Here is a 25,215-nt window from a genome sequence, read left to right on the forward strand (position 1 = left end):
TTACAGCTTACAGCTTACAGCCTTCACGCTCTCATCGGAATATTATTATTCAGTAGAGTTTGTTTTAACTCCTGAATATTAATAATTTGTTTATGAAAAACACTGGCCGCTAATGCGCCGTCTACTTTTGCTAATTTAAATACATCTTCAAAATGAGATATCTCACCAGCACCACCTGAGGCAATTAACGGTAAGTTACAAGCGGCTCTTATTTCTGTGAGTTGTTTGATGTCATAACCACTTCTTACCCCATCTTGATTCATGCAGTTTAATACGATTTCACCGGCACCAAGTTGCTGAACCTTTTTCACCCAATCAATCGTTTTCCAACTGGTTTTTTGCGTGCGTGTTTCATCACCGGTAAATTGATAAACTTCGTAATCACCAGTGTCTTTATTAAAAAATGAATCTATACCAATAACAATACATTGTTGGCCATAAGTATCATGTAACTCAGTGATTAATTCTGGATTGGAAAGAGCAGGGGAGTTGATAGATATTTTATCCGCACCCATAGCTAAAATTTCACCCGCTTGTTCTACCGTTTTAATACCACCGGCTACACAAAATGGAATATCAATCACTTGTGCAATCTTAGTTACCCAAGACTTGTCGACAACGCGGTCGTCGCTTGAGGCGGTAATATCATAAAAAACTAACTCGTCAGCACCTTCCTGAGCGTAACGCTCAGCTAGCGGGACTATGTCACCAATAATTTCATGATTTCTAAATTGCACGCCCTTTACAACTTTACCGTCTCTGACGTCTAAACAAGGGATAATGCGTTTGGCTAACATGAAATTCTCAGTATGAATAAGTAGAATAAAGGCGCAATTTAATTTTCTCAGGCTGTGCTGTCAACTGTTTACGTTAATAACTTATGTATTAATGGAATAGTGGAGCATAAATGTACTACATACGTAATCATTGGATTAGGACTTTACAACCCAGTTAATTCCATTATTTTTGCTACATAATTATTATAAAAGTCAGTTCAGGGGCGCGTTAATGTCTATTCAATTTCGATTTAAAAAGTCGATGTTATTAATCCTTACCAGTTTAAGTTTGTCTATCAGTGGATGCAGTTCGGATTCAGTTGAACAAAATTCTGAAGTACAAAACATTGCGGAACCGGTTTCATATTTACAACGTGATGTGACGGACGATGTCTTTTATTTCGTGATGCCTGATAGATTTTATAATGCAGATACCAGCAATGATGAAGGTTCTAAAACGGTTTCTATCTCAGCAGGGGGATTTGATCCGACAAGTACTGGACACTATCACGGTGGCGATATTAAAGGTCTAACGGCTAAGTTAGATTACTTACAAGATATGGGTATTACGGCTATTTGGTTAACACCTATTTTGCGTAACATTGCGGTTCAAGGCGACTCTTCTGGTTATCATGGATATTGGCCATTGGATTTCACGCAGATAGATCCACATTTAGGTACTAATGATGATTTAGTGGAATTGATTGATTCTGCTCATGCAAAAAACATGAAAGTGTTTTTCGACATTATCACTAATCACACAGCGGATGTTATCAAATTTAAAGAATGCCATGACAAGTTAGAAGTTAAATTCAGCACGTCAAATCAGTTATGTGAATACAAGACATTAGCGCAAGTGAAGTCAGGCGATAAATACACGCCTTATATTCCAGAACACGCAAAAGCGGTTAAATTTCCAGCTTGGTTGAATGATACTAAGTTTTATCACAATCAAGGTGATAGTACATGGCAAGGTGAAAATTCAGTATACGGTGACTTCATGGGATTAGATGATGTTGATACCGACAACCCTGAGGTTGTTCAAGGCATGATTGATATATTTAATAATTTGATCACTGAATTTAAACCTGATGGTTTTAGAATTGATACAGTTAAACACGTTAACATTGAATTCTGGCAGCAATTTACTCCTGCTATTACCGAACATGCTAAATCCCAAGGTATCCCTAAGTTTTTTGTTTTTGGTGAAGTTTATGATGGTAATCCAGAAGTATTAAGTTACTTCACGACAGTAGGCAAAATGCCGTCGGTACTGGATTTTGCTTTCCAATATAGAACTAAGGATGTGTTTGCTTTTGAAAAAGGCACTAACAACTTAACGGATTTATTTTCTAAAGATGAATTGTATCTAGATGAAGACAGCTCGGCTAACCTGTTGATGAATTTTGTTAGTAATCACGATGTTGGTCGTTTGGGTTATACCTTAGATCAAGCGTTACCTAATGCAACTGACGAAGAAAAGGTGAAACGCGCGGCATTATCAAATGCGTTAATGTATTTTGCTCGCGGTATTCCAGTGGTTTATTACGGTGATGAACAAGGCTTTACCGGAGATGGCGGTGACCGTGGCGCGAGAGAAGATATGATGCCGTCTAAAACCCCATCGTATAACGACAATGTATTACACGGCACCACAAAAACCACAGCGGATGATAATTTTGATAAGACTCACGTTTTGTATCAAAAGTTTGCTGAGTTTGCCAAGGTGTATCAGCGTCATAACGCTTTACGAAATGGTGAGCAGGCAATCTTATCTTCATCTGATGATGCGGGGATTTTTGCATTTAGCCGCAGCACTAAAGACGAGAAGTTGATAGTGGTATTTAATTCAGCTTTGGAAGCCCGCTCTTACGAAAACGACACACTTCTGTCTTCACAAGTAGTTTATGGAGATGGTGAGTTGGATAAGAACTCGGTTAAGTTACCAGGTTTAAGTGTTTCTATTTTAAAAGTGAATTAACTGAGTCAAAGTTAAAATCGTTTTATCAAATACAAAGGTGCTTTTAGAGCACCTTTTGTTTATTTGTTATGCACATCAGGTATTACCAGTTGATTTAATTACATAAAATCAAACGGAAACTTTCCTATTTAGCACTTTGTTACGTAAAATAAACAGATTAATCACTTCATGTTTATGAACGGAAATACAATGTCTGAATTAGTACCTAAAAGCCCACTTTATATCCACCACTCTGGGCCAGCGTTAATCGAAACCCCATTGTTAAATAAAGGTACCGCATTTACCAAAGTTGAACGAACCAACTTTAACTTAATGGGCTTGTTACCTCCGCGTTATGAAACCATTGAAGAGCAATTAGAGCGTGCTTATATGCAGTACTCTAGCTTCCAAGACCCAATTAATAAGCACATTTACCTACGTAATATCCAAGATAATAATGAAACCTTGTTTTTTAAATTGTTAAATCGTCATATTGAAGAAATGATGCCAATTATCTACACACCTACGGTAGGTGAGGCTTGTGAGCGTTTTTCTGATATTTACCGTAGTAATCGAGGTTTGTTTGTTTCATTTACAGAACGTGATCAAATGGACGATATTTTACGTAATGCAACAAAACGTAATGTAAAAGTGATCGTTGTTACCGATGGCGAACGTATATTAGGGTTAGGTGACCAAGGCATTGGTGGAATGGGCATTCCAATTGGTAAGTTATCTTTGTATACAGCCTGCGGTGGCATAAGCCCAGCGTATACTTTACCGATTACGTTGGACGTAGGAACCAATAATGAAAAACTGTTAAACGACCCTATGTATATGGGAGAGCGACATAGACGTATTAGCCAAGCGGCCTATGATGATTTTGTCGACCAGTTTATTCAAGCCGCTCAAAGGCGTTGGCCTGGCGTTATGATCCAATTTGAAGATTTTGCGCAACCAAATGCAATGCCGATATTAAAACGTTACAGAGATAATGTTTGTTGTTTTAACGATGATATACAAGGTACTGCAGCCGTTACTGTTGGTACTTTATTAGCGGCGTGTCGTAAAAAAGGGCAGAAGCTGTCGGAGCAGAAAGTCGTGTTTGTTGGTTCTGGCTCAGCAGGTTGTGGTATTGCTGAGCAGATCATCTTGCAAATGATCGCTGAAGGCTTAAGTGATGAACAAGCAAGAAGCCAAGTATTTATGATGGACCGTTTTGGTTTATTAACCGAAGGCATGTCGGGTTTACGAGAGTTCCAACAAGCTCTAGTGCAAAACCAATCGAATATTGGCGACTGGAATATAGAAGGTGAATACGCCAGTTTGTTAGAAGTAATGGTTAATGCAAAACCGGGGATTTTAATTGGGGTGTCTGGTGTACCTGGACTATTCACTGAAGAAGTGATTAAAACCATGCATAAAGGCAACAAAACACCAATTGTGTTTCCTTTAAGTAACCCGATTAAACAGATTGAAGCGCGTCCTGAACAAATAATAGAGTGGACCGACGGTGATGTGATTTGTGCATCAGGTAGCCCGTTTGATCCAATAGAATATAAAGGTAAGTTTTACCATGTTGCGCAGTGTAACAATGCGTATATTTTCCCTGGTATTGGTTTGGGCGTATTGGCAGTTAAATCTAAAATTATCAGCGATGAGATGTTAATGGCAACCAGTGTGACCTTGGCAGAATCTTCACCGGTAGTGAATACTGGCGATGGTAACTTGCTGCCTAACTTGAAAGATTTACCTGAGCTGAGTAAGACAATTGCTTTTAATGTAGCCAAAATAGCTATGGAACAAGGGCATGCGTTAACTATTTCTGACGAAGAGCTAAAAGCACGAATTGAAAAGGGCTTTTGGTTACCAGAATATCGACCGTACAAACGGGTAAGTGTTTAGTTTTATATTTAAAGCCGATAAGTTTATCGGAATATGATTAAGTAAGTTATCACTAAAGGTAGGTTATTAAAGTTATGGAATATGTTCATACTATGGTTAGGGTTAGTGATTTAGAACAGTCACTTAAGTTTTATTGCGAGCATTTAGGATTAAGCGAAGTTCAACGAACCGACTCTGAAAAAGGGCGCTTTACCTTAGTTTTTTTAGCCGCGCCAGATCAATTGGAAGAAGCTAAGTTAACCAAAAAACCAACAATTGAGTTAACTTATAATTGGGATAAAGAAGAATATACGGGTGGCCGTAACTTTGGCCATTTAGCCTTTAGAGTCAATGATATCTATGCCGTATGCCAAAAACTTATGGATGCAGGTGTTGTAATTAATCGACCTCCACGTTGCGGTCATATGGCGTTTGTTAAGTCACCGGATGGCATCTCGATTGAATTAATACAGAAAAATGGCGATTTACCGCCACAAGAACCTTGGCTATCTATGCCTAATACGGGAAGTTGGTAAACCGCCAACTTTCACCTTTAACATATCCACAAGGAGAGTGATTCAATTATATAAGGCATTTACAATGTGGAGTCTATATGAACTATCCTTGGGTTAACAAAGCTAATAAATTATTTTATTGGATATTAATTTGCCAATTTTTAGTTGGATTGCTCCTGACTTACTTCTCTGAGTCAGGTTATACCCCTTTAATATTAAGTGCAGCGATCATCTCACTGCCGATCATTCTAATCACAACTAGACCATACGCTGTAATAACTCGACATACAGTGGCTGCAGCCGTTCAACTGGTTACTGCCGTGCATATTCATCAGATGCAAGGGCTAGCAGAGATACATTTTGAGATCTTCTCATTATTGGCAGCTCTGATTTTTTATCGAGACTGGAAGGTCATTTTAACCAGTGTAGTAGTGGTCGCGGTACACCACATTTTATTCTTTATTTTACAATCCCAAAGTATGCCGTTTTATATTTTCCAAGAGGGATTTGTCTTTTTTTATATTCTGTTAATCCATGCGTTCTTTGCAATAGTTGAAGGCGCCATACTGATGTACATTGCAAATGATAGCTATAAAGAAGCAATGACAGGTTTAACAATTACCAATACAGTTCACAACATATTAAAACAAGATAATGTGTTTGACCTTTCTACCGAAACCGGTACTAAAAATAGCTCAGCGGAGTTAGATGATTTTAATCGATTATTGAGTTCGTTTAGATTGTTAATTGAACATGCCAAAACTATCTCACAAGCAACCAGTGAAGCATCGTTTAATGTCTCTACAACCGCAAAGGAAATGTCTGCGTCGACTGACCATGTAGCAGAACAAGTGGATTTAATTGCTACCGCTATCGAACAAATGACGGTAACTAATAATGACGTAGCACAAAGAACAGTTGATGTGAGTAAAAATGCAGAATTAGCTAAAAATAATACGAATGACGTTAAAGTGATTATTAATCAATCCAGTAACAATATCACTATGCTGAAAAATGATGTTGTATCTACTGCTACCACAATTGAAAACTTATCCGTTAAGTGTGATCAAATAGCAGAGGTAATGACATCAATTACTTCAATTTCAGATCAAACTAACTTATTAGCATTAAATGCAGCGATAGAGTCTGCAAGAGCTGGTGAGCATGGGCGAGGTTTTGCTGTAGTAGCAGATGAAGTGCGTCAACTTGCGACCAAAACAAGAGAAAATGCGGAAGGTATTCAAGCAGTAGTTCAGTCATTGATTGAAGATGCTAATTTGTCAGTAACACAAATGGCTTCTTGTATCGACAAAGTTGAATTGGCCGTAAGTTCATCTGACGAAATTTCAAATGTCATGGATTCTGTTTTGGATAAGATTGATACAGTTGCTGATAATATTAATTCAGTTGCGGCTTCTGCTGAAGAACAAGCAATCGTTTCAAATGATATTTCACAGTCAACTCAAGGGTTACATTCAACGGCGACCGAGCAAAATGCGGCGATGGAAAAAGTACAATTTGATATCACTCAATTAACCCATCGTATTGATGAGTTAAATGGTGAACTTGAAAAATTCATCGTATGAATCTAAAACGTAATGCTTTGTATCTGATTGTTTCATTGTGGTTTGTTGGCATATTGGCTAGTTTGGTTTATATGTCAATATCCTCGGTTACTGCGTTTGATCCAGACAATCAGTTACTTAGGCAAACCTCTTCACAGGAATATGATTTGGTTTTTGCCCATCAATTGGAAAAACAACTTACTAATATTGATAATACGGTACTGCACTTTGTTGAAGAAGGTTGCCGTTGTAATACCACTGCCGAGGAGCACATTAACTCAGTATATGAACTAGCAAGGCAAAACCACTTTAAAAACAGAACCATTGATATCAACGCAATTACTTTTATACAGCAAAATGACTATTTACCAATCATTCCATCAACTCCGGCCATTGCTGTGTTTGGTGATGCCGGCAAGTTAATCTACTTTGGTCCATATTCAGCAGGTTACTCTTGCTCTGTTGGCAATGGAATTGTCGAATCTTTTATTTCGAGTCAATCCAACAAGATGCCAGGTGCTGCAATAGTTGCTGATACGTTGGGATGTTATTGTAATAGAACTTAATAATAGGGAAGTGTGTGTAAAGGTAAATAAGAAGGGAATTAATAGATCCTGAAATCAATGATTTCAGGATCTGTCGGTCACTTGATTAAGCTTGGTAAACCCAAGCTAAAAACGATTTAGAGTCACGTGTGTTCATGAATTTAAATAGTTGTGAACCAGTTTTGTCTGTAATAACAATATTTTGTTTATTTACAGAAATAGATTGTACGGGTGCTGTAACTGAATACTCCGTACCATTATATGTATAAGACATAATAATACTCTCTTAAAAATGCGTATTTCGTATACGCTTGTTTCAGAAAAGCTCTACTATTGTTTAATCGATAATTTTTTACATTTATAACTGACTATTCTGAATCAAATTAATCTTTTTTATTAAAATAAAGGTAATTTGCAATTCAGATACTTAACAACAATTAAGCTTAATATTTTTGAGTGATGACTGACTGTGAAAGGGAAAGGCATAACTAAATTACCAACTGGTAATCTGTTAGATAAACAAGATAAGAATATATAACAGGCGGGACTATATAGAGTAAATCCTAATAAGTAAATGATTTTATTATTTTAATTGCTAATTAATGATTAAACACGTCGTAATTCACCACAAGACCAGCAAAATTCAAAGCTGTTCGCATTAATTTCTCCGCATTCTATACATGACCAATCAATATTATTTTGCTTTACTTCAGACTCAATCTGCTTACAAATGTGATTGGCCTGATCATAACAAGCGTCGTCTAATAGCCATAACTCTGGCCACACATCGGTAAAAGGTAATTCACCAACCGCCCCACTTATATATTCATTTTTACGTATAAATTTAATGTCAGCGACATTTAACCCAAATTCATAAGGGGCTAATTCAATGAGTGACGAACGACTAATTAGTTTTATCATATTTTAAATGTCTACTTTTTATTCATTTTTAAATCAATTTGCTAAAAGTAACAAGCAGATTAAAACAATTAATGCGAGATGGCCTCTAAGCTCGTATAATGCAGCTAATTATTTTGTTGAGAGTGTAAAATGCAATTATTTGTTAATGACCTAACCGTGATCGATTTTTCTTATTTGTGTCCCAAACGAGGCATGGTAGGTGAAAGTTGGATTGTAGATTTGACATTACATGGTGAGCTAGATGAGCAAAACATGGTGTTGGATTTTGGTAAGGTGAAAAAACAAGTAAAACGCATTATCGATGATACGGTTGATCATAAACTTGTGGTTCCGTCTGAATACGCAGGCAGTGAAATCAATCATATAGAAAACAGTAACTATATCAGAGTTAATTTTTCTGATGCACATGGCCACTCTATCGCTATTTCTAGCCCTGACGACGCTTTTTGTTTTATTGATGCTGACATAGTATCGATGGACGACGTTATTTTGCATTTAGCTTCAGTAATAAAACCACAACTACCTGACAACGTGAAAAAAGTAGAATTAAGCTTACGAGCGGAAGATATTAATGGCTTTTATTATCACTACACACACGGTCTTAAGAAACACGATGGTAACTGTCAACGTATCGCTCATGGACATCGTTCTAGAATTCAAATTTTTGAAAACGGCATGAAAAGTCCAAAACTAGAAAAAGCATTTTCACTAGAGTGGGCTGATATCTATGTTGCCACTGTAGAAGATGAAGTGACCAATCAGCAATTAGAGTTTATTCAATGTAGTGAGTCACAAGTTGCCTTTAAATATGAATCTTCTCAAGGCAAGTTTGAAATAGCATTGGAAAAAAGTGCGGTATATGTGATGCCAATGGATACTACTGTTGAGTTAATTGCTCAATACGTGGCGGACAAAATGAAAAAACAATACCCTGACAACAGTTATAAAGTCATTGCTTATGAAGGCGTGGCAAAAGGAGCAATTGCTTATGCTGAATAAAATTATCCTGATACTGGTTATATTTTTGTCGATAAACGCTAATGCGCAAAGTAAATATGTAAACCTGTCTGGTGATTTTATTCAAGGTGGAATGGTTATTGGCCAATCTACTATAGCAGTGGAAAGTGCTACTATCGATGGTGTGAAAATTCCAATTCATCAAAACTTATCTTTATTTGCTTTTGGTTTTGACCGAGATGCTAAAGCCAAGTCTGTACTTACGATTAATTATAAAGATGGCTCGCAAGAACAAATTCCCCTTAATATTGAACAACGTGAATATAAAGTTGATAGGGTAAATGGAGTTGCAAGTAAATACGTATCCCCACCAGAAAGTGTATTGCAACGAATTCGTAATGATTCCACAATTGTAAAACAAGCTAGAGCTGGATTGTCCTTTAGAACTGACTTTACTGACGCTGCAATTAAACCGGCACAAGGCCGATTAAGTGGTGTATATGGCAGCCAGCGAGTATTTAATGGGGTACCAAAACGTCCACACTTTGGTATGGATATCGCCGCTAAAACCGGTACTGATGTAATAGCACCTTGGTCTGGAAAGGTAATGTTAGCAGAGCCTGAATTGTATTATTCTGGTGGCACTCTAATCATAGATCATGGCATGGGCATAACCACAACGTATATACATTTAAGTGCGATACATGTGGAAGTGGGAGATGTGGTTAATCAAGGTCAGTTAATTGCAGCTATTGGCGCGACAGGACGTGTGACTGGGCCTCATTTAGACTGGCGTTTAAATTGGTTTAACCGCAAACTAGATCCTCAATTACTTCTACCTTAATACACCCTGTTTTCTACTCAAACATTTAAGCTTGTTCAGTTTTAGTTACTGAACAAGCAAGCTTGTCATAATTAGTCTTGTTATTTTAACCACGCCTTGGCTTTATCCGCATCTTGTACAACTAAACTGGCAATGAACTTAGGTGAAACTTCAACCTTGAGCATGTTTTGATATAACTTGTCTTTCCTAAAGTAATGAATCGTTGTTGTTTCACCTTTAATGGTACTTAACACTTTTTCAACATTGGTGTTATTTAGACGAAAATTGCCAATTGCAATTAAGTGATCGTTAACGGCAATACCAGCTTGTTCTGCTGGACTATTCTCTAACACTTGCTTAACTACTAAGTTATTGTTATTAAGTGCCGTTACACAACCCAACCAATTGTTTTCTGAGTCATTAATAATGCCTTGAAGGTGAGTGCCGTTTTGTTGTGAGTGATAGGTTAACGCTACACCGACTTTGGCAAAAGCGTCAGTTAAATCGATTTTATTGGTGTTGTATAAAACATCATGTAACAAGTCATGGTTATCTTGGCCAATAAAGGTTTTGAATAATGCTTCAAGTTGTTCTTGGGTCGTACCTATCTGGTTTTTGCCATAGGTATGCCATGCTTGATTCATTAAATCTCTTAGTGATTGTTTCCCTTGGCTGTCGTGTTTAATAATTAAGTCCATTAAACAGGCAATCGCAGTGCCTTTTAAGTAATAACTGACAATTTGATCTGCTGCGCCTTCGTCTTGCTGATAAAACTTAGTCCAAGTATGTAAACTGCTTTCGACAACCGATTGGCGTAATTGGCCTTGGCCTTTTTCTATTCGGGTTAGTACCTTAGCTAAAATCTCTAAGTACTTCTCCTGCGTTATTGTATTGGTTTCAACCAAACTCAGATCATCAAAATACGAGGTCATGCCCTCGTAAAACCAAAGTTGCTTGGTATAAACTTCTTGTTCTAACTGATACGGAATAAACTCTTTCGGCTTTAAGCGTTTTACATTCCAAGTGTGTAAATATTCATGGCTACATAAACTTAAAAATGTGGTGTAGTTATCATCAATGTCTTGGTCTTTATTTAAAATGTCAAAACGACTACACACTAAGGCCGTTGAATTAAGATGTTCCAAACCACCAAACCCATTATCGGTCACCATAGTTAAAAATAAGTATTTATCGACCCCTTGTGGTAAACCGTCAAACATGTCGATGTGGTATTGGCATAGAGGTTTTAAATCTTGCGCGGCACGTTGAACATCACCAAAATGTTGGCCTACGGTAACGAGATAATGCGGGGTATCTGCAACTGAGAATTCAGCAACATCTAGCTCGCCAAAAAGAATTGGGTAGTCGGTTAATTCTAAATAATTATTCGCTGAGTAATCACCCCAAGCAAAACACTCATTATGTTCAACTCCAGATAGACCAGAGGCTGGTTGCCAGTTGGTTATTAATGGATGACTTGGTTTGATGAGCTCAACTAAACACTTTTGTTCTTTAAGTTCATCAATACAAAATAGGGCGCTGGCGGGATTAATAAATCCAAATTCTTGATCTAAGTAAGCCTTACGTACGCTCATATCAAAGGCGTAATATAAGTAACTAACGGTAATTTCTTGTTGGTTATGATTGATGGCAAATCGGTTTTTTGAAATAGTTGTCAGGCACAATTCGCCATTCTTATCATGGGCCTTTAATTCTAAGACGTGTTTGGCAAAGTCACGGATCATATAACTACCTGGTATCCAATTAGGTAGTGAGATATGCATCAATTTGTCGGTGCTTGGGGTAAAGGTTATTTGAATTTTGAATTGATGTTTTAGTGGATTTTCAATTGATACTTTATATTTGATCGGTGCCATTCTGCTCAACTTTAATTAGAATTGGATTAAATTTAGATTACACGATAGTTGTATGTGCGTTTATAATGCTTTTCAACTGCAGCATTTAATAAAGAGCACTCATGGAACATTCAGAAAAAGTCTTAGCCCGCATTAACTACGCAACTACTTATACCACAAAAACCGTCTTTCCTGGCAGAACAAATCATCACAATACTTTGTTTGGTGGCGAAGCATTGGCATGGATGGACGAAGTTGCTTTTGTTTGTGCAACTCGTTTTTGTCGTAAGCCTTTGGTAACAATATCGTCTGATCGTGTTGATTTTAAAGAGCCAATTCCAGCGGGTTCGATTGTTGAACTTGTGGCAAGTATCGGTTCTTTGGGTCGTACTAGTTTAGTTGTCGATGTGAATATTTTTGTCGAAGGGATGTATGAAGACGACAAACATAAAGCGATAACGGGATCATTTAAGTTTGTTGCGCTAGACGAAAATAGAAAACCAACTCCGGTTTTAGATGGCGTTGAATTGTAGTTCGTGATATTTAGTAACAGTTAACGACCTATGAAGGTATAAAAATAATCTAGGTTTTCCTAATATCAATAAAAATAAACTGGAATTTGTTATGAAATCTATTACTCAGTGGTTAGAAGAATATGGCGTAAGCCATCAAAACCAAACGAATAAACTCATTCATTATTTGTGTGTCCCTGCAATCTATATGACGGTACTTGGTTTGTTATGGTCAATTCCATTTCCAGTAGCTGATATGCCAATGTGGTTGAATTGGTCTACGGTTTTGGCTATACCTGCATTGTTATTCTATTTTTCGTTGTCCTTTGTTGTAGGCCTTGGTATGGCGGTGTTTACCGCGTTAATGGTCGTTTTCTTGCAGTGGTGGCAACTTAATATGGCGGAATATATGTCGGTATTAATCATGTCAGTAGTTGTATTTGTTGTCGCTTGGATATTGCAGTTTGTCGGGCATAATATCGAAGGGAAAAAACCATCGTTTTTAAAAGACGTACAGTTTTTATTGATCGGTCCAGCATGGATTTTATGTTTTGTTTATAAAAAGTTGAATATTAAGTTTTGATCTTCCATTTGTTTTGATAACGACAATGTCGATATTTAGTAAATAGAATTGATTGTAAAGCGACAAACGGTGCATCTGCCAAGTCAGGCGGTGATGTGCCGTTTTTTATTACATTTATAATGAAATTAATGATTTGCTTTATCCTCGTAGTTAAATAGGTAGTAGTTTGAATTTCCAAAAATTAATAGAAGACAGAAAACGCTTTTTTTGGCTATTGCATTTCTCAGGATGGCTTGGATTTGCGTTAGTGCATTACATCGGGTCATTCATGAATGACATGCGAGATATCTATGTATTTATTATCATCTCTAATGCCTGGTTTGGTGCTTTATTAACATTACCATTACGATATGTTTATCAGCGAATCTGGGACATGGCCCCTTGGAAGCTGATCTTGGCTATCCTTTCCGCCTCCTACGTGGTTGGGTCAATTTGGGTGGTAATGCAAAACTTTACCTATTGGGAGTTCTATAAATTTGGTTACAGACCTGACGCTTGGTATTGGTATTTCCGAAATTCACTAGGTGGGTTCTATATCGTTCTGTGTTGGAGTGGATTGTACTTTGGTATTAAGTATTATCAGATGTTACAAAAAGAAAAACAAAAAGCGCTAAAAGCGTCGAGTATGGCGAACGAAGCACAATTGAAGATGTTACGTTATCAACTAAACCCACATTTTTTGTTTAACACTTTAAATGCAATCTCGACTTTAATATTATGTGAAGAAAATAAAACCGCTAATGGCATGGTCGCTAAGTTAAGTGACTTTCTACGTTATTCGTTACATACAGACCCGATAAAAAAAGTACAGCTTAAACAAGAAATACAAGCATTAACTTTATATTTAGAAATTGAAAAAATTCGCTTTGAAGAAAATTTAACGGTCATTTGGTCGGTCAGTAAAGAGGCGAACAATGCATTAGTACCCAGTTTGTTATTACAACCTTTGATAGAAAATGCCATTAAATATGGTATTGCGGCCAAAACAGACGGTGGCACTATTAATATTGTGGCTAAAACATTTGGTAATGACTTATTGTTAGAAGTAAGTGATGATGGACCTGGATTAACTGCAACCAATACATCTTCAACTAATAAAGGTGAAGGGGTAGGGATTGCCAATATTAAAGACAGATTACAAACGTTATATGACGATTATTCATTTTCATTGTCAGCCAATGAACCAAATGGTTTAAAAGTTAACATTAGGATCCCTTTAGAGTTTGACTCGGAATAACCCGTATGATTGAAATCAATACCGATAATAAAATCAAAACCATCATAGTTGATGATGAACCTTTAGCCAGAAAGGGACTATTGATCCGATTAGCCGAATTTGCAGATGTTGACGTTATTGCGCAATGTCACAATGGTGTATCGGCCCTTGAGGTGATAAAACAAGAAAAACCAAGATTAGTCTTTTTGGATATACAGATGCCAGGAATGACAGGCTTTGATGTGATGAAAAGCTTACATGATGATATGGCAACGGAAGATTGGCCAATTGTGGTTTTTGTTACCGCATATGATCAATACGCGTTAAAAGCATTTGAAGTGCATGCATTAGATTATTTATTAAAACCAGTTAACGACGAACGTTTACAAGACTGCATAACAAAAGTACGTAGTCAGATTAATTCAGATAGCCAAAATGAAAATCAAACAAAACTGGTTAACATGGTGGCACAATTAATTGGTTCAGATAGTGAAACCATATTAAAAAACCTAGCCGATGGTGAGTTTGTGCCTGCTAAAGAATACAGCAGTTATATCGCGGTTAAAGATGTTGGCGAAACAACCAGAATACCAGTAAAAGAAGTCGTGTGGGTGGATGCAGCAGGGGATTACATGTGTGTGCATTGTTCAGATGGTGAAACCCATATCCTCCGTAAAACAATGAAGCAACTAGAGCAAGAGCTTGACCCTAGTCGTTTTATTCGAGTTCATCGTTCAGTTATTGTAAATTCTACCGAAGTTTCAAAAGTATTGACGTTAACCAGCGGTGAATACGTCATCCAACTAACCAATAAACACGAAATAAGAGTAAGCCGCAGTTATCGAGATAAAGTGAGAGCTGCTCTGTTGTAACAACAATTCTAACTTACGCTTAGCTGCTTGCTGCTATTCGTATACGTTCTGCCGGTATACGTAGTTGTGTAATTAAATACCCTTTAAAATCTTCTTTATAAGGCTGTAACTCTACAGCCTTTTGCATACATAAAATCCAAGCATCACTTTCAGCATGACCAATGGATAAGTGCTTGTGAGCTTGAGGAATGTTTATCGGGCCAAAATGTTCCGAATACAATTTAGGGCCACCTAACCATGCGGATAAAAAGTACGCTAACTTTTGTCTTGATGAAGTAAGATCCGATTTATGCATATCTCTGATCACTTTAGCTTCTGGTAACGAGTCCATAAAATCATAAAAGTCATCGACTAATTTAGTTATCCCTTCTAACTCTCCAGCCGCTTTAAAAGAATTATCACCCAGTCCGTAAGATTGCATGGTTAAGGTCATATATGACTTCCTAATAGATGGTTTAAGACAAGCTTATTGAATTAATAAGTTTTATCGGTCGTGGTTATTTTATTGGAAAATATGCAATTAACAAAGCGCTATTAATAACTTGTGGAACGGGAGTTTAAGGTTAAAACTCTTGTTTTGCCCCTTTAGTCATCACTTTCATATAGGTGTTCGGCAACAAGTGAAATAGCCAATGAGCAATAGTTGCTACTCGACCTAACAGTAAAGTTGGCTGTTTGTTTTTAATCGCTTTTAAGATTTGTTTAACCGCAACTTCAGGAGGGATAACTTGGCCGTTGGTGTTGTTTTTGGCTGCTCCTGGTGATGACACACCGTTATTTACTTGTACTTTAAGTTCGGGACGAGTGTTAACAAATGAAGGGCACACGACAGTAACGTCAACATTTTGATCGCTAATTTCCGCTGACAATGAACGGAAAAAACCTTCCATAGCATGTTTACTTGCACTGTAAGCTGCTCGGCCATATAAAGGTGCAAAGCCAGCAACACTAGATATAGCAACTATATGACCTTGACTGTTTATTAAATGAGGCAAACACGCCTTGGTGATATAAACGCTACCCATAAAATTAACATTCATTATGGTGCTGACTAACTCCAGAGATGTATCTTCAAATTTACTCATGTGAGTAATGCCAGCGTTATTGATTAAAATATCTAACTTACCAAAGGTTTTAATCCCTAACTGCACAGCTTGTTCAACAGCGTCTTTACTGGTGATATCTGTGGTGATGTATAACACGTCATTGGTGGATTTTAAATGCTCAGTGGTTAAATCAAGTACAATGACTTTTGCACCAGCCCTTTGTAATTCAGACGATAAAGCACTGCCTAATCCACCGGTTCCTCCAGTGATCAAAACCACTTTATTTTTAAAATTTGAATACATAATTTACCTACTGCTAATACTTTAATTAATGACTTTCTAATTGCGAAATAGCGCGGATAGTTTTAAATCGCCAACTCGCCAATAACAGCGAAATTATGATTAAACCGCCAAACAATAATAGGGCAGTTTGGTAACTAAATAATCCGGCAAAAATACCAGCTCCTAATCCACTCATGGCTGGTATAAACTGGCCAATGATAGTGTAAACACTCATTATTCGACCGCGATATTGTGTTGGTGAAAAATACTGTAAACCTGCCACTATCAAACTAATTGCAATCCCACCGCAAACACTGGCAATGATAAGTAATGTAACCGAGGTGGAAAGTTGCTCTATGACTCCAAGGGAAGCGATACCCGCACCCGCCAATGCAATGCTACTTATGCATAGCCAGCCAAAGTGAACTTTTTTCTTAATCGCCATCGTTAGCAAGCCGCCAATGATTAATGAAAATGCCACTAAGCTCAAATAGTTACCTTGTCCAGTTTGTGATAACTGCAGTGTTTGTTCCGCAACCGTAGGTAACAATACTTGCATAGGTCCCATCAACAAATAGGCGATAGCAGCTAACGACAATAACTGTTTAAGTTCAGGTGAGCCTTTTATAAATTTTAAACTCTCGACAATCTCAGCTAAGGCTTTATCTGCTGGTTTAGACTTAAACTTGATTTTTAATGGTAAAAGTAACAGCGAAGAGACGAACAATAGGCTAACCGTAGTGAACATGACTCCTTGCCAGCCAAAATCAACATTGACTAATTTAAGTAACATAGGTGCTAGACCAAACCCTGTCATTACCATTAAATTTAGGCCAATTGAACCTAACATTAGCTTTTCTGGTTTGACATAAAATACTACAGCGGCAAAACGAGCCGGAGCAACAAATGACCAGCCTATACCAGAGAAAAATGCAGCGGTTAATAACAAAATAAGTTGAGTGTCAGCACTTTGGTCAAAGGCTAAATACAGCAAAAATAAACTCACAAAGTAACTATTTTGAGCCACTAAAATTACATTGCGTGGTGAATAGCGATCACAATAAACCCCTGCAAACCAACCCAAAATAACCGGTGGCGCAAAACATAAAGCATAACCAATCCCAGCAATAGAATGAGAGTCAAACCATTCTAGTGATAGAAAGATAATACTGTAGTTGACCATATGTCCTGCCAAAAATGCGAACAGGCAGGACAATAAAAACAGGGTGAGTTTCATTAGTTAGCGTCTACTTGTTTTTTAACATCAGAATCGTAGCTTTTATCAAGATCATAGCTTTTATCAAGATCATAGCTGGGACGTAAACGGATCAAGGTTGGTTGTGCATCTTCGATGTGCCAGCTTGGAAAACTAGAATTAGTGGTATACACATCACCGTTTGGTGCAATTTCAACATCACGGGTAAAAGTTACACGTTTTGGCATAGGGAAATGTTGCCATTCTTGTTTATCAATATTAAAGCTGTACAAGGCATCGGAAGTATTACCGTTTACCCAAACGATATCGCGCTTAGTATCAACGTTAAGTGAATAGGGTGTTTCGCTACCTAGCGGATAAACAGGTAGTGGGTAGTTAGTGTAAGTTTCCGTAATAGGATCAAATTTTACTATCATCGACTCAGGAAATGCGGCAATCCATAAATTGCCTTTAGAGTCGGTACGTAAACGACGAGGCCCTTTAAATGGCGTATCGTATACCGTGACTTGTTTGGTTTTAGCATCAATTTTACCAATAGAGTCGGCTAATAAACGGGCAAACCATATATCACCATTTGGAGTGATGTCGATACCATAAGGCATAGGTAACCCAGATGATTGTTCGTCTATGCTTACCCAGTTGGCAAGTGGTAATCCCCAGTCCATTAATTTTAAGATCACGCCCATTAATGAAACCGTCACCCCTTCTTGGAAGTTTCTAGCCGGTAAGTCAAACAATTCAAACTCTTTATTAGTGCGGTCGAACATGGCAATTTGATTGGATAGTGCCATGGTGAACCAAACTCTATCTTGTTGATCAACTCTTACGGTATGTGGGTAATAACCATTATCCATGTGATGGTTTGTGAACTCTTTAGTTCTAGGGTTAAATTCAACTAAACGTTGTTGATAAGAGGTTGTGATAAAGATGTTGCCATCTTTAGGTGACTCAGCAAAAGAATGGATGCCGGCAAAGGTTTCATGTTTTGGAAAAGTAGCTAAACGAGCACTCATCAAGCCGCCATGTTTATCATACGTTTCACGTTTTAGACGGTAAACAATGAACTCACCTGTTTTTGGGTTTAGTTCGTATAATCTGTCTTGTAAGTTATCACCTATGTAAATTAAGCCATTTGAGTGATACAGCAAGTCATGCATTTGTGAGAACGAATCACCAATAGGCCAAGAGGTGATCTCTGCGTCTTGTAATATTGGAGACCAGTTTGTGCCTTTTGGAATTAATTCAGGGTTTTCGTATAATTGTTTGTAACCATTGGCTAATAATCCGGGTAATACTTCTTGTGCATCATCATGAATTCGAGCGCCATAACCTATCATTCGATTCATCACTTCTTGCCAGTTTTCTTCTGGGCGAGGGCGACGGAAAAAATATGAACCTTGTTGATGACAAAAACCACATTGTAAAATGTAGTGCTGCTTTAAGTCTGGATCATTACCCATGTCTAAAGCCGCTAACCAAGTATTGGCTGGACGAGACTCTGCACGTTTTAATACATCCGTTATCGGTTTCATGACAAAGCTGGCATCTTGATCCCCCATCATTTCTGAGGTCACATCTTCCATATCTGGCGCTCTTAAACGAATACGCACATTTTTATCAGCATACTGGCTAAACTCAACCTGACCAAGTTCATTGGTGAATTTAGTATTTACTGCACTCACACGGTTTAACTTACCATGCGGCGGGTAACCATGATCTGACTTATCTAGATTGTAATCATCAACGGCGGTTTGTCTTACCATCACATTTGAAAGCGGCTTACCGTTTTTATCCGTTACTGTAATTGTTGCTGCTTGAGCAAAAGACACACTAAATAAGGTGTTTATCAATACAGTGATGACCGCAACAAAATATAAGATTGGATTGTTTTTCATTTATTATTGCTCCACGTCTGTTGATGAAAGTTGTAAATAAGCATAAAGGGCTTGTTCAGATGTATACCTTGGCTGATGATTAAATTGTTGTTTAATTTTTGAGTTGTCTAATACCGGACGATATTTAATAAATTTCACTTGTTCAGGTCCGTATTGAATAATACCTAATGGCTTTAAAATGCTAAGTGCTGCTTGGATCAACAATGGTGGCAATGGCAAATAAGGTTTGTTGAGTCTTTTAGCAATTTGTCTCATTGATAAAGCACCATCTCCAGCGACATTAAATTGTCCGGTTATATCTGTTGTAACCGCTTCAACTAAATAATCAACAACATCCAAAGACCAAATAAAGTTAAATGGGCCTGGGTAACCAATTAGTCCAGTGATAATGCGTTGTTCAAATAGGTTCACTACAGGACCTTCAAAGTTAGGTCCGATAATAGCCCCGGGTCTTAATATCACTTGCTTCATATCAGGGTAAGTATCAACCGCATTTGCCATTATTTGCTCTACTTGTGCTTTATGAGCAGAATAAAAATAGTCCATGTTGCCTTTTGTTGGGCGGTCTTCGGTGATGAGACTGTTAATGTTTTCTGGATGATAACCATAGGCTGCACCACTGGTAGTGATTACAAACTTTTCTACACCAATTTGAGCACATAAATTGGTTAAGTTTTCTGTGGCTTGTACATCAATTTTATAAGCAAGTTCACGAGTTAAGGTTTTTGATATTTGTAATACCGAGGCCAAATGGATAAAACCTTGCGGGCGCACCTGTTCTACCCAATGAAGAAACTGATCGCTAGTAATGTCGAGTTGTTGATAAATTAAACCAGCATGTTGAGGAAATGGGTTCGGTTTTATATCCGTCGCGAAGACTTGATGTGATTGTTGTAACAAGGTTTCGACTAATTGTTTGCCAATACAACCAGCTGCACCTGTGATCATTACTTTCATTGAATTTACCTATTCTACTTTGCGTTTGGTTGGGTTGGAATTGCGCTGGTGGCAGAGAAATAACGTCTGAATGTCAGCGCAATCAATAAACCAGAAACAATATGCCAAGTGCCCCAAAATGCGCTGATAAGTGCCATGCCCGCTTCCCCATTAAATTGCGTAAATACAATCGCAATAGCTAGTGAAGAGTTTTGCATGCCCACTTCGATAGTGGTGGCCTTGATATCTCTTTGCTGTAACCCGGCAAACTTGCCACTTAAAAAACCTAATACATAAGCCAAAGCATTGTGTAATAACACGATGGTGAATATCAGATAAAAGTGCGATAAAAAGGCTTCTTGATTTCGGGTGATAGCAATACTGATAAAAGCAATAAGTGCTAAAAGACTCGTGACGTTGAATACTCGATGGATCTTTTTCGCAATATTGGGCCATTTGCTACTTATTAATAAACCTATGGCTAACGGTAGGGCTAATACAAATAACAAATTAATGAATAATGCAGTGGAGTCCACATTGATGGTTTGTAACATTAGCGCTGTGTTTGGATTTAATTGAGACCAAAATATAAAGTTAATTGGTAAAAAAACGACGGCCAATGCACTAGAAGCTGCAGTCATTGATATTGATAATGCGGTATTGCCCCCTGATAAATGGGTTACAAAATTAGAAATGGCACCACCAGGACACGCTGAAACTAAAATCATGCCTAGCTCAATACCCGCAGGTAAATCGAGTATTAAAGTTAATGCCGTGGTAAGTGCCGGTAAAAACAAAAATTGGGCGGTTAATCCAGCAATAATGGCTTTAGGCATTTTAGCGACGGCTCTGAAATCATGCCATTTAATGTCTAACGCAACACCTAATATCATACTTGCTAAAACAAGGTTTAATAACCATTGGGAGTTAGCGTCGTAATATACTTGTCCTACTTCCATATGTTTGTCTCTTTTAAAATATTGATTACATCATAACCAACCAACTTTTTGAATCAATGACTCAGTCTGACATGGTTTTGGCGCACAAAGTCAATTTTTGTTAATGGCTTTTCGATAACGAGCCGGAGAGGTCTGTTGCCATCGTTTAAAAGCTCGATTAAAGGCGCTTAACTCAGAAAACCCTAATAACTCAGCTATATCATTTAAGGAGCGCTGACTGTGGGTTAAATAATTAATCGCTATGTCTTTTTTTACCTGGTCGACTAATTCTGAAAAACTGGTGTTAAGTTCATTTAATCTGCGTTGGAGGGTTCGTTCACTGACATTCAAATAGAGCGATAAATTCTGCAGACTTGGTTTTTTATAAGGCAGTTGCGTTGCAATAAAGTCCGTAGTTACTTCGATGGGATTTTGAATCGAATGCTCTGATAGTAATGAATCTGCGTATTTGGTGAGGGTTTTGTTTAACTCTACATTTGCCCCTGAACTGGCTGATTTCAATAGCTTAGAGCTTATCACTAAGCCAGTGAAGTCATGACTAAATGTAACAGGACAATCAAAGTACTGTTGATACTCAAGCGGGGTAGTTAAACATGAATGGCTAAAGTAAACATGAAACGGTGAGGTTGTGGAACGGGTCAAGCGTCTGGCAAATTCAATCCAACTGGTGATTAATTCTTCCGCTAGTTGTTCACTATTTTCAATCGCTGGTAACCACTTTAACGTGACAGTATTATTTTCAATAGTAAAGCTGGGAGTGCCTAAACTGCCTGCAATGGATTGATATCGTCGCTGATTTGCTAATGCGACTTCAAGGGTCGGTGAGGTAAAAATAATCTGGCCTAACACACCCCATCTATCGGTATGTATATGTTGACCATACCGAAACCCTAAATTGTTCACGTGAAGGCAGGACTTTGCGTGATCGTATAAGGCTTGGTAGTGTTTGATATCTACTAATTTTTGCTGATTAAGTTGCTGCTCTGTTAAGTTAATTAACTCAAAACATTGTGTTCGTTCAATGCCTAAAATATGTAAATAATTAATAAAGCTATACACGGCATTACTGGATATATTAACCATACAAACCTAATAAAGTAGATATTCATCCCCCATTAAAGTGTTAATGTCGTATAAGGTCAAATTGTTTTTTGGTATAAAAGCTCTAATTGTATCGGACGTTTAATTTAGTTTGTTGGTGTAAATATTAAGTAAGTAAGGATCGACTTGTTTGGTTCCTAAGCCAGTTTTTTCTAGCTCGGTTAAGGTTAACTGCCCATTTACTTGCCCAGACATGACATTGTTATATCCTGAAATAAGACTTTCTACCGCAAAAGCACCTAATTTTGTGGCTAAAGTTCGATCCGCACAGCTGGCCAAACCGCCACGTTGCATATGGCCTAAAACACTTGCTCGGCACTCTATTCCTATTTGTTTAGTTAACAATTCAGCCAGCGCTAAAGCGCCATCAGGGTAGGTGTTTTCGGCTGCGACTATAATATAACTGGCATGCCCGTTATCTATTAAGTAACTATTAATATGCTGTGCAATGTTTTGGACAATTAAGTGTGGGTCGATAGCCATTTCAGGGCAAATGATTTGCTCTGCCTCAGCGGCTATACCTACATTAAGTGCTAATTGCCCACTGTGTCGCCCCATCACTTCAATAATAAAAATCCGCTCAAATGCATCGGCGGTATCTCTAATTTTATCAATAGCATCCAATGCGGTATTGGACGCAGTATCAAAGCCAATCGTGTAGTCACTACCATCAATATCATTATCTATGGTGCCTGGCACTCCTATTATAGGGATATCGGTGATTTGACTGAGTAAATGAGCACCTTGAAAACTGCCATCACCGCCAATCACAATTAACCCGTCAATTGAATTGTTGATCAAGGTTTCAATGACTTGGTTTCGATACTTTTGTTCCAACATTCTAGGACAACGCGCACTTTTTAAAATGGTCCCACCCAGGTGGGAGATATGTTTAACGTTAGCTAGGGTGAGGTCATGATGGATATCGTCGATTAAACCATTGTATCCACGCTCAAAACCAATACATTGAATATTATGAAAACTGGCAGTTGTCACAATCGAGTGTATTGCCGCATTCATTCCGGGGGCATCTCCACCAGAGGTAATAATTCCAACTGTTTTCATAACAAACATATCCAAGTTGTTTTTATTAGTTTGTCACTATTATGATCTAAAAGTAGGCTAAAAGGGTATTGATCTATAACAATAAAATATTAGCTTTATGTTAGGGTTTGTTTATCGTTAACTGAAAGATGATCAAAACTTGGATAAGTGCTACAAGATGGAACGAACGTAAATGCAAACAAGCGTGGAAAAATCTCTAATAATCATCATATTTACGCTTTTTCTAACAGGCTGCAGTGCGAAGCTTGTATATAATTATGCTGACTGGTTAATCTTTTGGAAAATAGGTGACTATGTTGAGTTGAACTCAGAACAAAAAAAGGTATTAGAAAATAAAGTAGAAGAATTACAGAATTGGCATAGGACAGAAGAATTGCCATATTATTCTGCTTTACTAAAACAATTACGAAATATTGTTGAGAACAGAGACGAAAAAGAGTTGGCTGCCTTATTCTTACAAGGCCCTATGATATGGCAACGTTCGATTACCAAATTATCTCCTGAAATCATTGAATTTTTGACTTTGTTGTCAACATCACAAAAACAAGAACTCATAACTAACATTGGCTCCATCCAACAAGAAACCAATGAAAAGTGGTTAAAAGAGATAGAAGATGGTAATCAACAACGAATTGAAGATGCAGAACAAAGAATTGAGGACTACGTTGGTAAACTAACAAAAAAGCAGAAAGAGACGTTAGTCATATATGAACAGCAACGCCCAAATATCATCCCTTTGAGGATTGAAGGGAGGAAACGTTGGTTAACCTTGTTTTCTAAAGCAATCTTACAAGATCCTGAGATTGATAAAACATTGGTGGAGAAACTACTCACCGATCTGTCGAGTCATCGTAGTATAAAACAACAAGCTTTAACTGAGCAGATTACCCAATTAAATTTGTCCAAATTTAGATATCTACTAAAATCTATGACGGATAAACAACAATCAAAATTGTTAATAAAAATAGATGACATTACTAAAGATATAGATCAGCTATCGAAACAAATTTAAATACATTTACAACATTCGTCTACTATTTAAAGTTAAATATTTGGTGTCAATGTTGCTTAATAAAAATCAAATAGACAGGCCGTTCATGTGGTAATTATCAATATAGATGTTTTTTTATCCATTTAGACTAGTCTATTGCCATTAATTCGGTTGCTAACCTTTAATTTTGGGGCGGATCAGAGTAAGTTACGGCGTTACGTTTAGAAATGACCAATTAATTAAAGGTGTATCTTGGCCAAAATAGAGTTATATCGTGAAATAAATATGCAAGTGAACGCACTTTGTGAGGGGGAACCAAACCTTATCGCAAACTTAGCAAACATAAGTGCAATATTATTCGATAGATTAGCAAACATAAACTGGGCAGGCTTTTATTTAATGCAAGACCCAATACATGGTAGTGTTCAAGAACTTGTATTAGGTCCATTTCAAGGTAAAGCTGCATGCATACGGATACCTGTGGGTAGAGGCGTTTGCGGAACTGCAGTTGCAACTAAAACATCTCAATTAATTGAAGATGTTCATGCATTTGACGGACATATAGCTTGTGATGCCGCAAGTAACTCTGAAATTGTGGTACCTATCATTATAAATGACGAGGTTGTTGCGGTTTTAGATATAGATAGTCCGAGTATAGGTCGATTTGATCAAGATGATTTAAATGGAATTGAAACTATAGTTAGTTTTATTGAAACTATTTGGCCGAAGAAATAACAAC

25 protein-coding genes are annotated in these 25,215 nt (G+C 37.5%); 13 read left to right on the top strand and 12 right to left on the bottom strand.

Features of this window, described 5'->3' with window-relative positions:
• Positions 1–23: 23 nt before the first annotated feature.
• Positions 24–797 (bottom strand): imidazole glycerol phosphate synthase subunit HisF, encoded by a 774-nt coding sequence (gene hisF, locus KO505_RS00635; RefSeq protein ID WP_216053502.1) that lies wholly within the window; start codon positions 795–797, stop codon positions 24–26.
• Between the two features lie 211 nt (positions 798–1,008).
• On the opposite strand from hisF, the gene KO505_RS00640 reads away from it, so the two are divergent.
• The 5 genes from KO505_RS00640 to KO505_RS00660 all read left to right on the top strand — a co-directional run bounded on the left by KO505_RS00640 (position 1,009) and on the right by KO505_RS00660 (position 7,266).
• Complete coding sequence (locus KO505_RS00640; RefSeq protein ID WP_216053503.1) at positions 1,009–2,757, top strand: alpha-amylase family glycosyl hydrolase; 1,749 nt, start codon at positions 1,009–1,011, stop codon at positions 2,755–2,757.
• Positions 2,758–2,946: 189 nt separating this feature from the next.
• On the top strand, positions 2,947–4,641 hold the full coding sequence (locus KO505_RS00645; RefSeq protein ID WP_216053504.1) for an NAD-dependent malic enzyme: 1,695 nt from the start codon (positions 2,947–2,949) through the stop codon (positions 4,639–4,641).
• 74 nt (positions 4,642–4,715) lie between these two features.
• The gene (gloA, locus tag KO505_RS00650; RefSeq protein WP_216053505.1) at positions 4,716–5,156 is read left to right on the top strand and encodes a lactoylglutathione lyase; all 441 of its coding nucleotides are present in this window, start codon (positions 4,716–4,718) and stop codon (positions 5,154–5,156) included.
• 77 nt (positions 5,157–5,233) lie between these two features.
• Entirely contained in the window at positions 5,234–6,721 is a 1,488-nt protein-coding gene (locus tag KO505_RS00655) for a methyl-accepting chemotaxis protein (RefSeq protein WP_216053506.1), read from the top strand.
• Positions 6,718–7,266, top strand: a complete 549-nt coding sequence (locus tag KO505_RS00660; RefSeq protein WP_216053507.1) for a DUF6436 domain-containing protein — start codon at positions 6,718–6,720, stop codon at positions 7,264–7,266. Before KO505_RS00655 ends, KO505_RS00660 begins: the two co-directional genes overlap by 4 nt.
• 85 nt (positions 7,267–7,351) lie before the next feature.
• Here KO505_RS00660 and KO505_RS00665 read toward each other — a convergent pair whose 3' ends face one another.
• Both KO505_RS00665 and KO505_RS00670 read right to left on the bottom strand, forming a co-directional pair.
• Positions 7,352–7,519 (bottom strand): hypothetical protein, encoded by a 168-nt coding sequence (locus tag KO505_RS00665; protein WP_216053508.1) that lies wholly within the window; start codon positions 7,517–7,519, stop codon positions 7,352–7,354.
• A 332-nt stretch (positions 7,520–7,851) separates the two neighbouring features.
• Positions 7,852–8,166 carry a putative signal transducing protein gene (locus KO505_RS00670; protein WP_216053509.1) on the bottom strand — a complete coding sequence of 105 codons (315 nt, stop codon included), beginning with the start codon at positions 8,164–8,166 and terminating at the stop codon, positions 7,852–7,854.
• A 129-nt stretch (positions 8,167–8,295) separates the two neighbouring features.
• Between KO505_RS00670 and KO505_RS00675 the strand changes: the two genes are divergently transcribed.
• Both KO505_RS00675 and KO505_RS00680 read left to right on the top strand, forming a co-directional pair.
• Positions 8,296–9,165: a 6-carboxytetrahydropterin synthase gene (locus KO505_RS00675; protein ID WP_216053510.1), complete on the top strand. Its 870-nt coding sequence runs from the start codon at positions 8,296–8,298 to the stop codon at positions 9,163–9,165.
• Positions 9,155–9,967, top strand: coding sequence for a M23 family metallopeptidase (locus KO505_RS00680; RefSeq protein ID WP_216053511.1), 813 nt, complete (start codon positions 9,155–9,157; stop codon positions 9,965–9,967). The genes KO505_RS00675 and KO505_RS00680 overlap by 11 nt, the downstream gene beginning before the upstream one ends.
• A gap of 80 nt (positions 9,968–10,047) precedes the next feature.
• Here KO505_RS00680 and KO505_RS00685 read toward each other — a convergent pair whose 3' ends face one another.
• On the bottom strand, positions 10,048–11,823 hold the full coding sequence (locus tag KO505_RS00685) for a M61 family metallopeptidase (RefSeq protein WP_216053512.1): 1,776 nt from the start codon (positions 11,821–11,823) through the stop codon (positions 10,048–10,050).
• Between the two features lie 101 nt (positions 11,824–11,924).
• Here KO505_RS00685 and KO505_RS00690 point away from each other — a divergent pair, with 101 nt between their 5' ends.
• From KO505_RS00690 to KO505_RS00705, 4 genes are all read left to right on the top strand, one after another.
• Positions 11,925–12,335 carry an acyl-CoA thioesterase gene (locus KO505_RS00690; protein WP_216053513.1) on the top strand — a complete coding sequence of 137 codons (411 nt, stop codon included), beginning with the start codon at positions 11,925–11,927 and terminating at the stop codon, positions 12,333–12,335.
• A 91-nt stretch (positions 12,336–12,426) separates the two neighbouring features.
• Complete coding sequence (locus KO505_RS00695) at positions 12,427–12,897, top strand: DUF962 domain-containing protein (RefSeq protein ID WP_216053514.1); 471 nt, start codon at positions 12,427–12,429, stop codon at positions 12,895–12,897.
• A 166-nt stretch (positions 12,898–13,063) separates the two neighbouring features.
• Complete coding sequence (locus KO505_RS00700) at positions 13,064–14,134, top strand: sensor histidine kinase (protein WP_216053515.1); 1,071 nt, start codon at positions 13,064–13,066, stop codon at positions 14,132–14,134.
• 5 nt (positions 14,135–14,139) lie between these two features.
• On the top strand, positions 14,140–14,985 hold the full coding sequence (locus KO505_RS00705; RefSeq protein ID WP_216053516.1) for a LytTR family DNA-binding domain-containing protein: 846 nt from the start codon (positions 14,140–14,142) through the stop codon (positions 14,983–14,985).
• 19 nt (positions 14,986–15,004) lie between these two features.
• Here KO505_RS00705 and KO505_RS00710 read toward each other — a convergent pair whose 3' ends face one another.
• The 8 genes from KO505_RS00710 to KO505_RS00745 all read right to left on the bottom strand — a co-directional run bounded on the left by KO505_RS00710 (position 15,005) and on the right by KO505_RS00745 (position 23,485).
• Positions 15,005–15,418, bottom strand: a complete 414-nt coding sequence (locus KO505_RS00710; RefSeq protein WP_216053517.1) for a group II truncated hemoglobin — start codon at positions 15,416–15,418, stop codon at positions 15,005–15,007.
• 130 nt (positions 15,419–15,548) lie between these two features.
• Complete coding sequence (locus KO505_RS00715) at positions 15,549–16,334, bottom strand: SDR family oxidoreductase (RefSeq protein ID WP_216053518.1); 786 nt, start codon at positions 16,332–16,334, stop codon at positions 15,549–15,551.
• A gap of 25 nt (positions 16,335–16,359) precedes the next feature.
• The gene (locus KO505_RS00720) at positions 16,360–17,550 is read right to left on the bottom strand and encodes an MFS transporter (protein ID WP_216053519.1); all 1,191 of its coding nucleotides are present in this window, start codon (positions 17,548–17,550) and stop codon (positions 16,360–16,362) included.
• Positions 17,550–19,424, bottom strand: a complete 1,875-nt coding sequence (locus KO505_RS00725; RefSeq protein WP_216053520.1) for a hypothetical protein — start codon at positions 19,422–19,424, stop codon at positions 17,550–17,552. Before KO505_RS00725 ends, KO505_RS00720 begins: the two co-directional genes overlap by 1 nt.
• 3 nt (positions 19,425–19,427) lie before the next feature.
• Entirely contained in the window at positions 19,428–20,381 is a 954-nt protein-coding gene (locus KO505_RS00730; protein ID WP_216053521.1) for an NAD-dependent epimerase/dehydratase family protein, read from the bottom strand.
• 14 nt (positions 20,382–20,395) lie between these two features.
• The gene (locus KO505_RS00735; protein WP_216053522.1) at positions 20,396–21,319 is read right to left on the bottom strand and encodes a bile acid:sodium symporter family protein; all 924 of its coding nucleotides are present in this window, start codon (positions 21,317–21,319) and stop codon (positions 20,396–20,398) included.
• Between the two features lie 90 nt (positions 21,320–21,409).
• Entirely contained in the window at positions 21,410–22,402 is a 993-nt protein-coding gene (locus KO505_RS00740; RefSeq protein WP_216053523.1) for an AraC family transcriptional regulator, read from the bottom strand.
• A 99-nt stretch (positions 22,403–22,501) separates the two neighbouring features.
• On the bottom strand, positions 22,502–23,485 hold the full coding sequence (locus KO505_RS00745) for a 6-phosphofructokinase (protein ID WP_252731576.1): 984 nt from the start codon (positions 23,483–23,485) through the stop codon (positions 22,502–22,504).
• A 172-nt stretch (positions 23,486–23,657) separates the two neighbouring features.
• Between KO505_RS00745 and KO505_RS00750 the strand changes: the two genes are divergently transcribed.
• Complete coding sequence (locus tag KO505_RS00750; RefSeq protein ID WP_216053525.1) at positions 23,658–24,497, top strand: DUF6279 family lipoprotein; 840 nt, start codon at positions 23,658–23,660, stop codon at positions 24,495–24,497.
• Between the two features lie 231 nt (positions 24,498–24,728).
• A complete protein-coding gene (locus KO505_RS00755) occupies positions 24,729–25,211 on the top strand; it encodes a GAF domain-containing protein (RefSeq protein ID WP_216053526.1) in 483 nt (160 codons plus the stop codon).
• Positions 25,212–25,215: the final 4 nt, after the last annotated feature.

It is taken from the genome of Psychrosphaera sp. F3M07 (assembly GCF_018860345.1).
GTDB classification, from domain to species: domain Bacteria; phylum Pseudomonadota; class Gammaproteobacteria; order Enterobacterales; family Alteromonadaceae; genus Psychrosphaera; species Psychrosphaera aquimarina.